Origin of the sequence: Streptomyces sp. NPDC021012 (genome assembly GCF_044333355.1) — a bacterium.
Classification (GTDB): domain Bacteria; phylum Actinomycetota; class Actinomycetes; order Streptomycetales; family Streptomycetaceae; genus Streptomyces.
Genome location: NZ_JBIRQU010000014.1, coordinates 39,975 through 54,701, shown reverse-complemented (window position 1 = coordinate 54,701; position 14,727 = coordinate 39,975). Strand labels below are relative to the sequence as shown.

At 74.9% G+C, this 14,727-nt stretch carries 8 protein-coding genes; all 8 read left to right on the top strand.

Annotated features, from left to right (window positions below; all coding sequences use genetic code 11):
* Positions 1–30: 30 nt before the first annotated feature.
* The 8 genes from ACH4TP_RS33250 to ACH4TP_RS33215 are packed head-to-tail and all read left to right on the top strand — an operon-like array spanning position 31 to position 14,685.
* On the top strand, positions 31–1,728 hold the full coding sequence (locus ACH4TP_RS33250; RefSeq protein ID WP_398185888.1) for a condensation domain-containing protein: 1,698 nt from the start codon (positions 31–33) through the stop codon (positions 1,726–1,728).
* A complete protein-coding gene (locus ACH4TP_RS33245; RefSeq protein WP_398440049.1) occupies positions 1,725–5,171 on the top strand; it encodes an amino acid adenylation domain-containing protein in 3,447 nt (1,148 codons plus the stop codon). Before ACH4TP_RS33250 ends, ACH4TP_RS33245 begins: the two co-directional genes overlap by 4 nt.
* Positions 5,168–6,334, top strand: a complete 1,167-nt coding sequence (locus tag ACH4TP_RS33240; RefSeq protein WP_398185894.1) for a cytochrome P450 — start codon at positions 5,168–5,170, stop codon at positions 6,332–6,334. The genes ACH4TP_RS33245 and ACH4TP_RS33240 overlap by 4 nt, the downstream gene beginning before the upstream one ends.
* Before the next feature lies 1 nt (position 6,335).
* Complete coding sequence (locus tag ACH4TP_RS33235) at positions 6,336–10,412, top strand: type I polyketide synthase (RefSeq protein WP_398440048.1); 4,077 nt, start codon at positions 6,336–6,338, stop codon at positions 10,410–10,412.
* Positions 10,409–11,839 carry an MFS transporter gene (locus ACH4TP_RS33230; protein ID WP_398440047.1) on the top strand — a complete coding sequence of 477 codons (1,431 nt, stop codon included), beginning with the start codon at positions 10,409–10,411 and terminating at the stop codon, positions 11,837–11,839. Before ACH4TP_RS33235 ends, ACH4TP_RS33230 begins: the two co-directional genes overlap by 4 nt.
* Positions 11,836–13,101: a cytochrome P450 gene (locus tag ACH4TP_RS33225; protein ID WP_398185903.1), complete on the top strand. Its 1,266-nt coding sequence runs from the start codon at positions 11,836–11,838 to the stop codon at positions 13,099–13,101. The genes ACH4TP_RS33230 and ACH4TP_RS33225 overlap by 4 nt, the downstream gene beginning before the upstream one ends.
* Position 13,102: 1 nt before the next feature.
* Positions 13,103–13,870: a thioesterase II family protein gene (locus ACH4TP_RS33220; protein WP_398185906.1), complete on the top strand. Its 768-nt coding sequence runs from the start codon at positions 13,103–13,105 to the stop codon at positions 13,868–13,870.
* A complete protein-coding gene (locus ACH4TP_RS33215; RefSeq protein WP_389226635.1) occupies positions 13,861–14,685 on the top strand; it encodes an SDR family oxidoreductase in 825 nt (274 codons plus the stop codon). The genes ACH4TP_RS33220 and ACH4TP_RS33215 overlap by 10 nt, the downstream gene beginning before the upstream one ends.
* The last annotated feature ends 42 nt before the right edge of the window (positions 14,686–14,727 follow it).

Here is a 14,727-nt window from a genome sequence, read left to right as displayed (position 1 = left end):
GCCCCTTCCGCAGATTTCGGAGGCCCCTTCGTGCTGCCCGCGGCACCGCACGGTGCGTCACCGTCCGATCACGTCTGGTATCCGGCCACCCGGGTGCAGCAAGGCATGTGGGTCCTGGACCGGGACGAGCTGCTGCGTCCCACCCAACTGGTCCCCACGGTCGTCGAGTTCACCGGTCCCGTGGACCACCGGGCCCTCATGTCGGCGGTCGGACGGTCGCTCTCCCGGCACCCCTCGCTCCGGGCCCGCTTCCGGCTCGACGTCAGGCGCCGGCAGGTCGAGTACCGCACCGACGGCCCGCCGGCCGAGCCCGGCTTCCTCGACGCCGAGGCCGAGGGCTGGAGCGAGGAGGAGGTCGACAACCTCGTACGGGCCCTGAGCTCCGCGCCCTTCGACCTCGCCCGGGACGCGCCCGCCCGTGCCGAGATCATCCGCATGGGAGCCGAGCGCACCCTGCTCGTGCTCAACGTGCACCACATCATCTTCGACGGGGTCTCCCGCGGGATGCTCCTGGAAGACGTCCTCACCCTCTACCGGGCCGCCACAGCCGGAGTGGAGCCGCGGCTGAGCACTCCGCCGCACCCCGCCTCCGTCGTCGCCGAGCGCACCCCGGAGGAGATCGCCGAGCAGGTCGCCGAAGTCGTCGACCGGCTGCGCGGCGCACCCGCCGAGGTTCGACTGCCCTTCCCCCGCACCCCCCTCGACGGGTCCGAGGAATCACTGCTCGGATCCTCCCTCGCCGCCTCCCTCGACCCGGACACCACGGCGCGGGTCATGGCGGTGGCCGCCGAGGAGGGCTGCACCCCCTTCATGGTCGGCGTCGCGCTCCTGGCGGCGACCCTCGCCCGCACCGGGCCCCAGCGCGACTTCCTCATCGCCTTCGCCTGGCCGGGGCGTGACGATCCCGACACCGCCGACGTGATCGGGATGTTCATGACCACCGTCGTGCTCCGGGTCACCGTCGGACCCGAGGACACCTGGCACGACCTGCTCGGCGACGTACGCGTCAGCGGCATGGAGGCGTTCGTCGACAGCGACGTCCCCCTGGACGCGGTGTCCGCCGCCCTCAACCCCGACCGGAACGCCCTGTGGCCGCCGCTGTCGCCGGTCCTGGTCAACCTCGACGAGGCGCCCCGGTCCGTGGACCTCGCCCCCGGCACCACCGGGAGGCTGCGTCCGCTCGACCCGATGTTCGTCAAGTACGACCTGGCCGTGTTCGTCCGCCTGGAGGACACGCCCGACGGACGACGGCTCGCCCTGTCCCTGGACTACCCGGTCAACGTGTTCGACACCGCCGACGTCCAGGACTTCCTCAACGCTCTGCGGCACAGCGCCGTGGACCTCGCCACCTTCCCGGAGAATCCCGTGCTCGAAGAGTCCGTACGCCCCACCGCCACCGCCCCGGCCGTCGACCTGGACGACCCGGCCGCGCGCCTCGAACTCGTCCGCTCCATCTGGCGCGAGGTCCTGGACACCGACGACATCGCCGACGACATCAGCTTCTTCGAGTCCGGCGGCGACTCGCTGCTCCTCGTCCTCCTCGTCGAGCGCCTCGGCCAGGTCTCCGGCCGCGAGGTCCGCACCATGGACCTGTTCCGCTCGCCCACCGTCAGCGGCCAGGCCGACCTCATCGCCGCCGCGGCCGAGCCGGCCGCCGCCCCCGCCGCCGCCGGCGACCGGGCCGCGCTCCTCGCCGCCGCCCGCACCCAGGGCGGAGCCGCCCGATGACGGCCCGCTCACTGGCCGCCGGAATACTGGACCTCCCGGACGGCCCCGACGCCTTCGGCGACGAGAGCTTCATCTCCCTCGGCGGCGACTCCCTGCGCGCCATGCGGCTCGCCGCCGTCCTCCAGGAGGAGCTCGGACTGCGCGTGGCGCTCATGGAGCTGCTCGGCGACGCCCCGCTCGCCCAGGTCCTCGACGGCGCCACGCCCGTCGCCGCCACCGCCTCCGAGGCCCCCGCCGGCGACCGGGAGGAGCGGGCCGACCAGCCGCTCACCCCCGCCCAGCGCGGCATGTGGCTGATCGAGCGGGTCGCCGGCGGCTCCCCGTACAACCTCGTCTTCCGCTGCTTCACCGAAGGCGGCCGGCTCGACCGCGACGTGCTCGCCAAGGCCGTCGCCGCCACCGTCGCCCGCCACGAGGGACTGCGGACCGTCTTCCGCGAGAGCGACGACGACGTGGTCCAGGAGATCCTGCCCGCCCACGTCCCCGAGCTCGTCGAGCACGTCTGCACCGGCCCGGCCGAGGCCTTCGAGGGCGAGGTCCGCCGCCAGGGCGCCGAACTCGGCCGCGAGCCCTTCGACCTGGCCGCCGCCCCCGCCTACCGGTTCGGCCACTGGGTCCCCGCCGACGCCTCCGACGAGCGCAGCGCCCTCGTCCTCGCCGCGCACCACATGGTCCTCGACGGCCACGCCGTCGGCCAGCTGCTGCGGGAGCTCCTGGAGACGTACACCGAGCTCGCCACCGCCGCCGACCAGGCCGCCCCCCGCGACCTCGGCACCCCGCTCGCGGCCCTGCGCCGCCACCAGGAGGAGGCCAGGGCCCGGGGCGCCTGGGACGAGCAGACCGCGCTCTGGCGCGAGCGCCTCGACGGGGTGCCGTCCGTCCTCGAACTCCCCGCCGACCGGCAGCGCCCGGCCGTCCAGGACGGCGCCGGCGACCGCCTCGGCCTCGACCTCGGTCCCGGCGTCACCGAGCGGGTCGCCGCCCGGGCCCGCGCCCTCGGCATCACCCCGTACGCCTTCCTGCTCGGCGCCTTCGGCCTCACGCTGGCCCGCCGCACCGGAGCCCGCAGCCTCCTGGTGGGCGTGCCCCTGCTCGGCCGCGGCAGCTCCGAGCTGAGCCGCCTCATCGCCGTCGCGGGCAACCTCGTGCCCGTACGCGTCGACGTGGACGACGACCTCGACGTCGCCGCCTTCCTGCGCGGGGTCCACCGCTCGCTCGCCGCCGCCATCGACGCCGGCGACCTGCCCTTCGAGGAGCTCGTCGCCCGCCTCGGCGTCGAGCGCAGCCTCGGCTGCCACCCGCTCGTCCAGGTCTGCTTCGGGATGCACGACCAGCTCGTGCCGCGCGAACTGACCGCCGGACCGCTGCGCGTCCGCGTCGAGGAGGGCCACGGCGGCGGCTCCCAGTTCGACCTGACCATGCTCATCGGCCACGCCGACCCCTCGTACGCAGGTCACCTGGAGTACGCCACGAGCGTCTGGCACCAGGCCGAGGCCGAGGCGTTCGTCGCCGACTTCCGCGCCGCGGTCGGACAGCTCGCCGACGCCCCCGAGGCCCGCCTCGAAGACGTCCGAGGCATCTCCGCCGAAGGCCGCGCGCTGCTCGACGAGATCAACGCGAGCGGTCAGGACTTCCCCGCCACCTCGCTCGACGCCCTCTTCCGCGAGGTCGCCGCGCAGGCGCCCGACGCCGTCGCCGTCCGCGACGCCGAGCACACCCTGACGTACGGCCGGCTGGTCGAGGCCGCCGCCGAGCAGGCCCGTCTGCTGCTCGCCGCCGGCGTACGGCCGGGCGACCGGGTCCTGGTGGGCGTGGAGCGCTCGGTGGCCGAGGCCGTCACCGTCCTCGGCGTGGCCTGGGCGGGAGCCGCGTACGTCGGCATCGACCCGACGCTGCCCGACGGCCACGTCGCCAAGATCCTGGACAAGGCCCGGCCCACCGCCGCCCTCACCGGCCCCGTCACCGGCCCGGTCGCCGAACGCTTCGCCGGCCTCGGCGTGCCCGCCGTCGCCACCTGGGAGCCCACCTGGGAGCCCGGCCCGGCCGAGGCCGTGCCGACCCCGCCCGCCGACCCGGCGCGCCTGGCGTACGTCGCCTTCACCTCGGGCTCCACCGGGCAGCCCAAGGGGGTGTGCGTCCCGCACCGGGCCGTCATCCGCCTGGTCCACGAGGCCGGTTACGTCCGCCTCGGCGCGGGCGAGCGGATGCTGCGGCTCTCCCCGCTGTCCTTCGACGCCTCCACCCTCGAACTGTGGGGCGCCCTGCTCACCGGCGCCGTCCTGGAGGTGCACCCGGCCGGCCTCGCCTCGCCGACCGAGCTGGGCGCCTTCCTCCAGGAGCGCGGGGTCACCGTCGCCTGGCTGACCGCCGGACTCTTCCGACTGGTCGAGGAGTTCGCGCCGGACTCCCTCGGCGGCCTGCGCCAGCTGCTCACCGGCGGCGACGTGGTGCCCCACGAGCACACCGCCCGCCTGCTCGCCCGGCACCCCGGCATCGTGGTCACCAACGGGTACGGCCCCACCGAGAACACCACCTTCACCACCACCCACTCGGTGGCGCGCGCCGAGGACGTGGACGGGCCGCTGCCCATCGGCCGCCCCGTGCCGGGCACCCGTGTCCACGTCCTCGACGCCCGTCGCCGCCAGCTCCCGCCCGGCGCGGTCGGCGAGCTCTACACCGGCGGTGCCGGCCTGGCCGACGGATACCTCGGCGACGAGGCGGAGACGGACCGGGTGTTCGGCCACCTCTCCCCCGACGTGCCCGAGCGCCTCTACCGCACCGGCGACCTGGTCAGGGTCGACACCAGCGGCCGCCTCCGCTTCCTCGGCCGCGCCGACGACCAGGTCAAGCTGCGCGGCTACCGGATCGAGCTGAGCGCCATCAGCGACGTGCTCACCGGGCACCCCGAGGTGCAGGACGCCGTGGTGGTCGTGACCGACGGCGACGGCGCCGACAAGCGCCTCGTGGCCGCCGTCGTCCTCGCGCCCGGCGCTTCCGTCGACGCGGTCGCGCTGCGCGAACTGCTCCACCAGACGCTGCCGTCCTACATGGTGCCGAACCTGTGGGCCGTGGTGGACCGGCTGCCGGTGACCGCCAACGGCAAGGTGGACCGGCGGGCGCTCGTCGCCGTGGCCGGGCCGGCCAAGCGGTCCGCCGCCGCCCCCGCGCCGGCCGTCGAGGAGCCCGTGGCCGCTCCGGCTCCGGCCGGGGTGGACCTGGAGCGCATCGCCGCGCTGTTCGCCGCCGTCATCGAGGGCGAGCCCGTCACCGACGTCACCGAGGACACCGACTTCTTCGTGATCGGCGGCAACTCCCTCGGCGCCGTACGCCTCGTGCGCAAGGTCAAGCAGGAGCTGGGCGCGACCGTACGGCTGCGGGACTTCCTGCTCGCGCCCACGCCCGCCGGGCTGAGCGCGCTCATCGAGAAGGCCGCGGAGCGATGACCTCTGCCACGGCACCGGTCCCGCCGCCGTCCCTCGCGGACGGCGTGCGGGCCCCGGAGTGGGACGACGGACTGGACTGCTGGGTCGTGGCCGACCCGGCCCTGGCCCTGAAGGTCCTCAACCACCCCGGCTTCGCCTCCGGGACCTTCGAGCGCTCCTACCAGCTCTACATGACGGACGCGGCCCGCGCCGAGTACCGGGAGCTCACCGAGTTCCTGCGGCTGTGGTTCGTCCAGGCCGACGCCCCCGAGCACACGGCGCTGCGGCGCCCGGTCCAGCGCATGTTCTCCGCCTCGTACGTACGGTCGCTCGCCCCGCGCGTCGAGGAGATCACGGACGAGTGCCTCACCGGACTCGCCGCCGGCGCCGCCCCGCAGGACCTCGTGCCGGCCGTCGCCGAGGGCATCTCCGGCAAGGTCATGGCCCACGTCGTCGGGATCGACGTGGCCCCGGCCGTGCTGCACGAGTGGTCGCGGACCCTGTCGCTGTTCATCGGCGCCATGTACCGCCGCGACTACGCGCAGGCCGCCCACCGGGTCATGGTGGAGATGTCCGAGGCGCTCGCCGGGGCCCGTGCCCTGGACGGCTTCCCCACCGACACCCCGGAGGACCGGGCGCGGACCACCGCCACCTGGGCCATGTGCCTGTTCGGCGGCCTGGAGACCACCGCCTCGCTGCTCGGCTCCCTGGTCCTGACCGCGCTCGGCGACCGGGCCCTGTGGGAGAGCGTCGTCCGCGACGAACCGGGCGCGGTGACCGGCCTCGTGGAGTCGGTCCTGGTGAGCAGGCCGCCGCTGCGGCACCTCGCCCGGGTCGCCGCGTACGACCAGGAGTTCGCGGGGGCGCGGCTGCGCCAGGGGGACCTGGTCCTGGTGAGCCTCACCGGGCAGGGACCGCTGGACGAGGCCGCCGAGGCTCCCGCGGCCTGTCCGGTCACCGGTGCCGCCGCCCCGGCGGCCGGGGACCGGAACCTCGTCTTCGGTCACGGACCGCACTACTGCGTGGGCGCCCCGCTGGCCCGGCTGGAGGCGGCCGTGCTGCTGCGCCGGCTGGCCGCGCGGTTCCCGCACGCCCGGCTGTCCGAGGAGGCCGCGGTGTGGGGTCCCAACCTCAGCTACGTCGGCCTCGACCACCTGTACGTCGACCTGGGCGGAGAAGCCTGATATGTCCCTCACTCTCGCCGGGAGCGCTCCGGCGTCTCCCGACGACGGCGCCGTCGCCGTCGTCGGCATGGCCTGCCGGCTGCCCGGCGCGCGTGATGTCCGCGCCTTCCGGGCGCTGCTGCGGGCCGGCCGGGACGGCATCAGCCGGCCCGGCCGCGAGGAGCTGCTCCGGTACGGGGTGGATCCCGCCTACGCGGGCCGGGAGAACTTCGTACCGGCCATGGGCGTCATCGAGGACTCCCGCCGCTTCGACTGGTCCTTCTTCCGGTACAGCCGGGCGGAGGCGGCGGCGATGGACCCGCAGCAGCGGGTCTTCCTGGAGTGCGCGGCCACGGCCGTCGACGACGCAGGTCTCGACCCCGTGCGGTTCCCGGGCCGGATCGGCGTCTACGCGGGCGCCGACCGCTCGGGGCCGGGCCGTGAGGACGACGGACTGAGCGAACTGGCCCGGCACATCGGGCGGGAGAAGGACTTCGTCGCCACCCGCGTGGCCTACAAGCTCAACCTGCGCGGGCCCGCCCTCACCGTGCAGACCGCCTGCTCCACCTCGCTCACCGCCGTCCACCTCGCGGTGCGGGCGCTGGTGGGCGGCGAGTGCGACGCGGCCCTCGCGGGCGGCGTCACCGTGATGCCGGACGGCGAGTGGGGCTACCTCTTCGAACCCGGCGGGATCCTCGCGCAGGACGGGCACTGCCGCCCGTTCGACGTCCGCTCCGGGGGCACGGTGCCCAGCGAGGGCGTGGGCGTGGTCGTGCTCAAGCGGCTCGCCGACGCCGTGCGCGACGGCGACCGGATCGCCGCCGTCATCGCGGGTACGGCGGTCAACAACGACGGCGCGGACAAGATGGCCTTCACCGCGCCCTCCGCCGCCGGCCAGAGCGAGGTCATCCGCGCGGCCCTGGACGCCGCGGGTCTCGCCCCCACCGCCATCGGGCACGTGGAGGCGCACGGCACCGCCACGCAGCTGGGCGACCCCATCGAAGTGCAGGCGCTCACCGAGGTCTTCGGAGCGGCGAGCGGGGAGACCGGCTGGTGCGCGCTCGGCGCCGTCAAGGGCCACGTCGGGCACACCGGCGCGGCCGCCGGCGTCACGGGCCTGATCAAGACGGCGCTCATGCTGGAGCACCGCGAGATCTACCCGACCGCCCACTACACGGCCCCCAACCCGCTCCTCGAACTGGAGCGTTCCCCCTTCCGGGTGACGGAGCGCTTCGAGCCGTGGGAGCTCGGCGCCGGGCAGGAGCTGCGGGCCGGCGCGGTCAGCTCCTTCGGCGTGGGCGGCACCAACGCCCACGCGGTCCTGACCGAGGCACCGCCCGCCCGCCGCCCCGCCGCCCCCCGGACCTCCAGGCCGGAGCTGCTGACCCTGTCGGCGCAGAACACCCGGGCCCTGGCGGGCCTGGGCGGGGCGCTGGCGGATCACCTCGCCGCGGCGGTGAAGGCACGGGAGAACGCGGCCTCCGCCCCGGACCTCGACGCACCCGCGGGGGCGACGGGACACGGAGCCGAGGCAGCGGATCTCGACGCGCACGGAACCGGGGCCGGAGCACCGGACCTCGATACGCCCGCGCACGAGACCGGGGCCGGGGCGTCGGACCTCGATACGCCCGCGCACGAGACCGGGACCGGGGCCGGGGCGCCGGACCTCGACGCGCCCGCGCACGAGACCGGGGCCGGGGCGCCGGACCTCGATACGCCCGCGCACGAGACCGGGACCGGGGCCGGGGCGCCGGACCTCGACGCGCCCGCGTACGGGACAGAGGGCGGAGTTCCTGAACTCGGCGCTGTCGCACGGACGTTGGCGGGGCGCCGGGTCCACCGGCACCGCCAGGCCGTGGTCGCGGGCGACGCGGCCCGGGCCGCCGAGGCGCTGCGCGCGGCGAGCGCCGCCGCTGCCGCCGGGCTGCTCGGCGAACCGCGGCGGCTGGGCAAGGTGGCCTTCCTCTTCCCGGGGCAGGGCACGCTCAAGAGCGCCGCGGGCGAGGCCGCGTACCGCCTGCTGCCGGAGTTCCGCGCCGCCTTCGACGAGATCCGCGCGCTCGCGTACGAGCGGTGCGGCGTGGACCTCGACCCGGTGGTCGTCCCGGCGTCCGCCGGTCCGGACGCCGACGACTGGTACGCCGACACCGTCCACCAGCAGCTCGGCCTCTTCGCCCTGGGCCTGGCCTTCGGGCGCCAGCTGGCCGCGTGGGGCGTCACCCCGCACGCCATGCTCGGCAACAGCATCGGTGAGTACGCCGCCGCGGCTCTCGCCGGGACGTGGAGCCTCCCGGACGCCGTCGGCCTGGTCCACCTGCGGGCCGTCGCGATGCGCGACGCCTCCCCCGGCCGGATGGCCCTGGTCGAGGCCGACCCGGCCGAGGTCGAGGCCCGGCTGCCCGCGGACGCGGCCGTCACCGTCGCGGTGCGCGGCAACGGCTCGGCGGTGCTCTCGGGCCCCGAGACCGCCATGGACTCCCTCCTCGCGGGGGACGCGCTGGACGGACTGCGCGTCACCCCCGTCCACACCCGGCGGGCCTTCCACTCGCCGGCCATGAACTCGGCAGCCGAGGCGGTGCGGGACCATCTGTCGTCGATGCCCGCCCGCCCGCCACGGCTGCCGTACATCTCCAACACCACCGGCGACTGGGCCGATCCCGAGGCCGCGACCGAACCGGGCTACTGGGCCGCGCACCTGCGCGAGCCGGTCCGGCTCGACTCCGGCACCGCCACCCTGCTGGCCGCCGGCTGCGCCACCTACCTCGAACTGGGCCCCGGCGGCTCGATGACCGGCTCGCTGCGGACCGCGCCCGGCTGGGACCCCGGCCACCGGACCGTGCGGCTCGCCCCCGGCGGGCGGGCCGACGCCGAGACCGGGCTCCTCGACGCGATCGGCGCCCTGTGGGAACTCGGCGTGGACCGCGCCCTGGAGACGGTCCTGGAGGGGCGGTACGCCGACCCCGAGGACCGGCCCGCGCACTGCTCGCTGCCCGCGCACCCGTTCCTGGGCGAGGACCCCTTCCCGGGCAAGGCCCCGGCGAAGGCGCCGGAGGGCGTCCGGCGCCCGGAGGCGGCCCCCGGCCGCCCGGACGCCGGACGCCGCCCCCGGCGGGCCGTCCTCGAAGAGGCCTGGTGCCAGACCCTCGGCGTCGCCTCCGTGGCCGACGGGGACGACTTCTTCACGCTCGGCGGCGAGTCGCTGCTCGCCCTCGCGCTCACCACCGCCGTCCGCGAACGCGTGGGCGTGAGGATCTCCGTCACCGAGTTCTCCCTGAAGGGCACCTTCGCCGGGCTCGTCGAGCTCGTCGACCAGCGGCTGCCCGGCGGGGACGGCCCCGTCCACGACGCGCCGCCGCCCGGCACGACCGTCCTGCGGGAGGGCACCGGACGTCCCGTCCTCCTCCTCTCGGACGCCCTCGGCAACGCCCTGCCCTACCGGGAGCTGGCCGCGCGGCTCTCCCCCGCGGACGACCGCCCGGTACTGGCCCTGGAGCGGTCCGTGCCCCGCGGCGGCGGCATCCGCGCCCTGGCCGCCGCACACGCCCGGACCCTGCTGGACGCCCAGCCGGAAGGTCCGTACACCCTCGGCGGCTGGTCCTTCGGCGCCGTCGTCGCGCACGAGACCGCGCGGCTGCTCATCCGTCAGGGGCGGACGGTGGACCTGCTGTTCAGCCTCGACGGCTACGTGCCCGACACCCGGCCGCTGCCCGTGGCCGCGGCCCCGGACTTCCTGCTCGGCGGGGTACGGGCGGGCCTCGACACCCTGCTCGGGGTCGGACCGGTCGCCGGGGCGCTCCGGGCCGACCCGGAGGCGCGCCGCCGGTTCCTCGCCGGCCAGGCCGCCGTGCTGGCCCACCGGCCCGGCCCGGTGACCTGCCCCACCGTGCTCTTCAAGGCGGAGGCGGACCCGGGCACGGCCGCCCGGCTGGGCCGGCGCCTCGCGGGGCTGTATCCGGCGGGTCTGCGCGTGGTCCCGGTCGCCGGAGACCACTGGTCGATGCTGCGGTCCCCGCACGTCGACGAGCTGGCCGCGCGCCTCGACGAGGCACTCAAGACGGTCCCCCGGGCCGCGGAACACAAGGAGAGGAAGGACTCATGACGGTCTCGCAGACCCCGCCCGACAGCGCGGTGGACGAGGAGCGGAAGGAACAGGAGCGGGCGGAGGAGCCGGAACAGGCGGAGAAGCCCGAGGCCGCCGAGCAGGCCGAGAAGCCGCTCCTGAAGAACCTCGACTTCCAGGCGCTGTGGACCAGCGAGGCGTTCGCCGCGCTCGCGAAGGAGACCGCGGAGGTCGCGTACCCCCTGCTCATCCTGTCGTCCACCGGCTCCGCCTTCTACGCCGGCGCGGTCGGATCGGCCCAGCTCATCACCGCCAGCCTGCTCTCCATCCCCGGCGGCACGCTCGCCGACCGGATGGACCGCCGACTGCTGATGATCATCTGCAACGTGGTCCGGGTCGTCCTGCTCGGCCTGTTCGGCGCGCTGATCCTCGCCGACCAGACCCACCCCGCCCTCATCTTCACCGTCGCCGTGGGCTCGGCCGCCTGTCTGGGCATCTCCAACCCGACCGGCCTCGCCGCGATCAAGCAGCTCGTCCCGCCGTCCCAGCTCACCCAGGCGACCGCCCAGAACCAGATCCGCTACTTCGCCGCGACCATGGGCGGCCCGCCCGTCGGCGGCACCCTCTTCGGAGTGGCGCGCGCCTTCCCGTTCCTGAGCGCGGCCGTCGGCTTCCTCGTCTCCACGGTCCTGCTGCTGTTCATCCGCAAGCCGATGAAGGTGGAGCAGCTCGCCCCGGGCGAGAAGCGCGGTACGGCCGAGGGCTTCCGGATCCTGGCGCGCCAGCCGGTCCTGCGGCTGCTGATCGTCTGGATCATGGGCTCGAACATGGCGTTCACCCACTCCGGCGTCTTCCTCGCGCTCATCGCCACCGCCGAGAGCCGGGGCGCCTCCGCGAGCTTCACCGGCATGCTGCTGTCCATCGCCGGCGTCGGCGGTCTGGTCGGCTCGCTCATCGCGGGCCCGGTCATCAAGAGGGTCGCGCCGGCCAAGCTCTTCCTGGCCGCCGCGTGGATCGGCCCGGTGGCCGCCGTGCTGCTCGCCAACGTCTCCGGGCTCGTCCCGCTCGGCATCATCGTCGCCTGCGTGTTCCTGCGCGGGCCCATCACCAGCGCCCTGTTCCTCGCCTATCTCGCGGCGATGGTCCCGGACAAGGCGCAGGGCCGGGTCCTCGGCGCCGTGATGTTCATGTCGATGATCGCCGCCCCCGTCGGCGTGTTCGCCATCGGCACCATCTTCGACCAGGCCGGTCCGGTCTGGGTGTTCACCGTCATGGCCGTCGTCTCGGGACTGGCCGCCCTGCCCACCCTCAGCCCGCGCATCCGCAACCTCGCGCCCCCGGAGACGTACGCGGACACCGTGTCCGTCGACACGAGGCCCGCCGACGAGGCGTCCGCCGACACGACGCCCTCCGACACCAAGCCCTCCGACAAGGCGTCCGCGGACAACGAAGGAGAGACCCGATGACCACCGAACTGCCCCGCACCGCCGAGCAGCTTCCCCCCGAGTTCTTCACCGCCCCCGAGGGCAACGACCTCCACACGGGCAACGCCAAGCTGCGTGCCACCGGTTGCCCGGTCCACGCCATCAACTACCCGGTGGGCGGCGAGGGTTACGTCGTCGCCGACTACGCGACCGCCCTCAAGGCGTTCAGCGACCCCCGGCTGTCCAAGAAGGTCGACAACGCCCCCGCCTGGTTCCGCGACCTCGTCAAGGACTCCAGCCCGGTCCTGGTCCGCAACATGCTGACCGCCGACCCGCCGGAGCACACCCGGCTGCGCAAGCTCGTCAGCCGCGCCTTCGTGCCGCGCCGGATGGAGGTGCTGCGCCCGCGCATCCAGGAGATCACCGACGAGCTCATCGACGCCTTCCCCGAGCACGGCGAGGTGAACCTGACGGAGTTCGCCTTCTCGCTGCCGATGCGCGTCATCTGCGAGTTCCTCGGCGTCCCGGTCGAGGACCGGCCGCAGCTGCACACCTGGGGCAACTGGCTCAGCGGCGCCCCGTACCCCGACGCCGAGTCCAACGAGAAGCTCAAGGACGCCAGCGAGAACATCGAGCGCTACCTGACCGACCTGCTCGCCGACCGGCGCGCGGACCTCGGCGAGGACCTGGTCAGCATCCTGGTGCGGGCCGCCGACGAGGAGGGCCGCTTCACCAACGACGAGCTGATCTCCACCCTCGTCCTGCTGATCATCGCCGGTCACAAGACCACCGCCAACCTCATAGGCAACGGCGTCCACGCCCTCCTCACCCACCCCGACCAGCTCGAACTCCTGCGCAGCCGGCCGGAGCTGGCCGAGTCCGCCATCGAGGAGTTCCTGCGCTTCGAGTCCCCGGTCTACCGCGGCACCCTCCGCGTCGCCGCCGAGGACATGGAGCTCGGCGGCTGCCCCATCCCCAAGGAGAGCTTCGTCCACCTGCTGATGGGCTCCGCCAACCGGGACCCCGAGGCCTTCGAGAACCCCGACGAGCTGGACATCACCCGCACCGCCAACCGCCACCTCGCCTTCGGGCAGGGCCCGCACTTCTGCGTCGGCGCTCCGCTCTCCCGGGTCGAGGGCCAGATCGCCTTCACGACCCTGCTGCGCCGCCTGCCGGGCCTGCGCCTGGCCGTGCCCGAGGAGGAGATCGAGTGGCTCTTCGACAACTCCACCAGCCGCGGCCTCGTGAAGCTGCCCGTCACCTACGACGTCCGCCTCGCCGCCGACGCCCCCGAGGGGAACTGACATGACCGACCGCACCACACTCGTCTGCCTGCCCTTCGCGGGTGCCGGCGCCTCCTTCTACCGGCCCTGGCAGCGCGTCGCCGAACCCCTCGGCCTCGACGTCCTGCCGCTCCAGCTGCCGGGCCGGGAGCGCCTCATCGACGAGGAGCCCTACCGGGACGCCTCCGTCGCCGCCGACGGCCTGCTCACCGACCTGCTCGCGGCGCTCGACGACGCCCCGGCCGGCGACACCGCGCCCGGCGGCACCCCGGGACCGCACCGCGTCGCCCTGTTCGGCCACAGCCTCGGCGCGGTCCTCGCGTACGAGCTGGCCCGCCGGCTCGCCGCGACCCCGGGCGTGACGCTCGTACGGCTCTTCGCCAGCGGCTCCCCGCACCCGGCCGAGCCCCGGAACCGGCACGCCACCGGCCTCGACGACGACGCCTTCCTGGCCCGCGTCAGCGAGTTCGCCGGCTACACCGACGAGGCCCTCCAGGACCCCGAGATGCGCGAGCTGATCCTGCCCACGCTCCGCGCCGACGTCGAGATGCACGAGTCGTACCTGCCGGCCGACGCCCGGCCCCTCCCGGTCCCCGTGACCAGCCTGCGCGGCAGCAGCGACACCCTCGTCAGCCAGGCGGAGGCCGAGGCCTGGGCCCGCACCACGGACGCCGGCTTCCGGGCCGTGGAGCTGGACGGCGGCCACATGTACCTGGCCGAGTCGGCGCCGGAGCTGCTCCGCGTCCTCGCCGAGGACCTGGACCGGGCGGCGGAGGAACTGTGCGTCTGACCGGGAAGACCGTCCTGATCACCGGCGCGGCCCGGGGCCTCGGCCGGGCCACCGCCCTCGCCTGCGCCGCCGAGGGCGCCGACCTCGCGCTCCTGGACCTGTGCGAAGACCTCGACGGCGTGCCGTACCCGCTGGGCACCCGGGGCCAGCTGGAGCACACCGCCACGCTGTGCCGCAAGCAGGGCGCGGCCGTGCTCACCGCCGCCTGCGACGTCCGCGACCCGTCCTCGGTGGAGGCCGCCGTGGCCCTCGCCGAGGACCGGTTCGGCAGGATCGACGGCGTCGTCAACAACGCGGGGATCGCGGCCCCTTCGGGCCGGCCGGTGCACGAGATCCGCGAGGACGAGTGGGCGCTGATGATCGACGTCGACCTGTCGGGCGCCTACCGGGTCGTCCGCGCGGTCGCCGGGGCGATGAGCGCCCGCCGCTCCGGCTCGATCGTCAACGTGTCCTCCACGGCCGGACTGGTCGGCTACCGGCACTTCGCCGGCTACGTCGCCGCCAAGCACGGCCTGATCGGACTGACGAAGGCCGCGGCCCTCGACTACGCGCCCACCAAGGTGCGGGTCAACGCCGTGTGCCCCGGCTCCGTGCGGGACGACGCCACCGCCGAGGGCCGGATGCTCGCCGAGATCGCCCGCGCCCTGGAGGTGCAGGTGGGCGAGCACGAGCAGACGTTCACCGAGGCGCAGCCCATGAACGCCCTGATCGAGCCCGAGGACGTGGCCGCCGCCGTGGTCTACCTGCTCTCGGACGACGCCCGGCAGGTGACCGGATCCGTGCTGACCGTCGACGGCGGGTTCACCGCGCGCTGAGGCGGCGCGGGACCGGCGGGACGAGGCCGGCAGTTGTGACGT

What these genes read in the sequence shown, in the direction of transcription:
- ACH4TP_RS33245 (WP_398440049.1), top strand. Translation starts at nt 1,725, where the DNA reads ATGACGGCCCGCTCACTGGCCGCCGGAATACTGGACCTCCCGGACGGC.
- ACH4TP_RS33225 (WP_398185903.1), top strand. Translation starts at nt 11,836, where the DNA reads ATGACCACCGAACTGCCCCGCACCGCCGAGCAGCTTCCCCCCGAGTTC.
- ACH4TP_RS33235 (WP_398440048.1), top strand. Translation starts at nt 6,336, where the DNA reads ATGTCCCTCACTCTCGCCGGGAGCGCTCCGGCGTCTCCCGACGACGGC.
- ACH4TP_RS33230 (WP_398440047.1), top strand. Translation starts at nt 10,409, where the DNA reads ATGACGGTCTCGCAGACCCCGCCCGACAGCGCGGTGGACGAGGAGCGG.
- ACH4TP_RS33220 (WP_398185906.1), top strand. Translation starts at nt 13,103, where the DNA reads ATGACCGACCGCACCACACTCGTCTGCCTGCCCTTCGCGGGTGCCGGC.
- ACH4TP_RS33240 (WP_398185894.1), top strand. Translation starts at nt 5,168, where the DNA reads ATGACCTCTGCCACGGCACCGGTCCCGCCGCCGTCCCTCGCGGACGGC.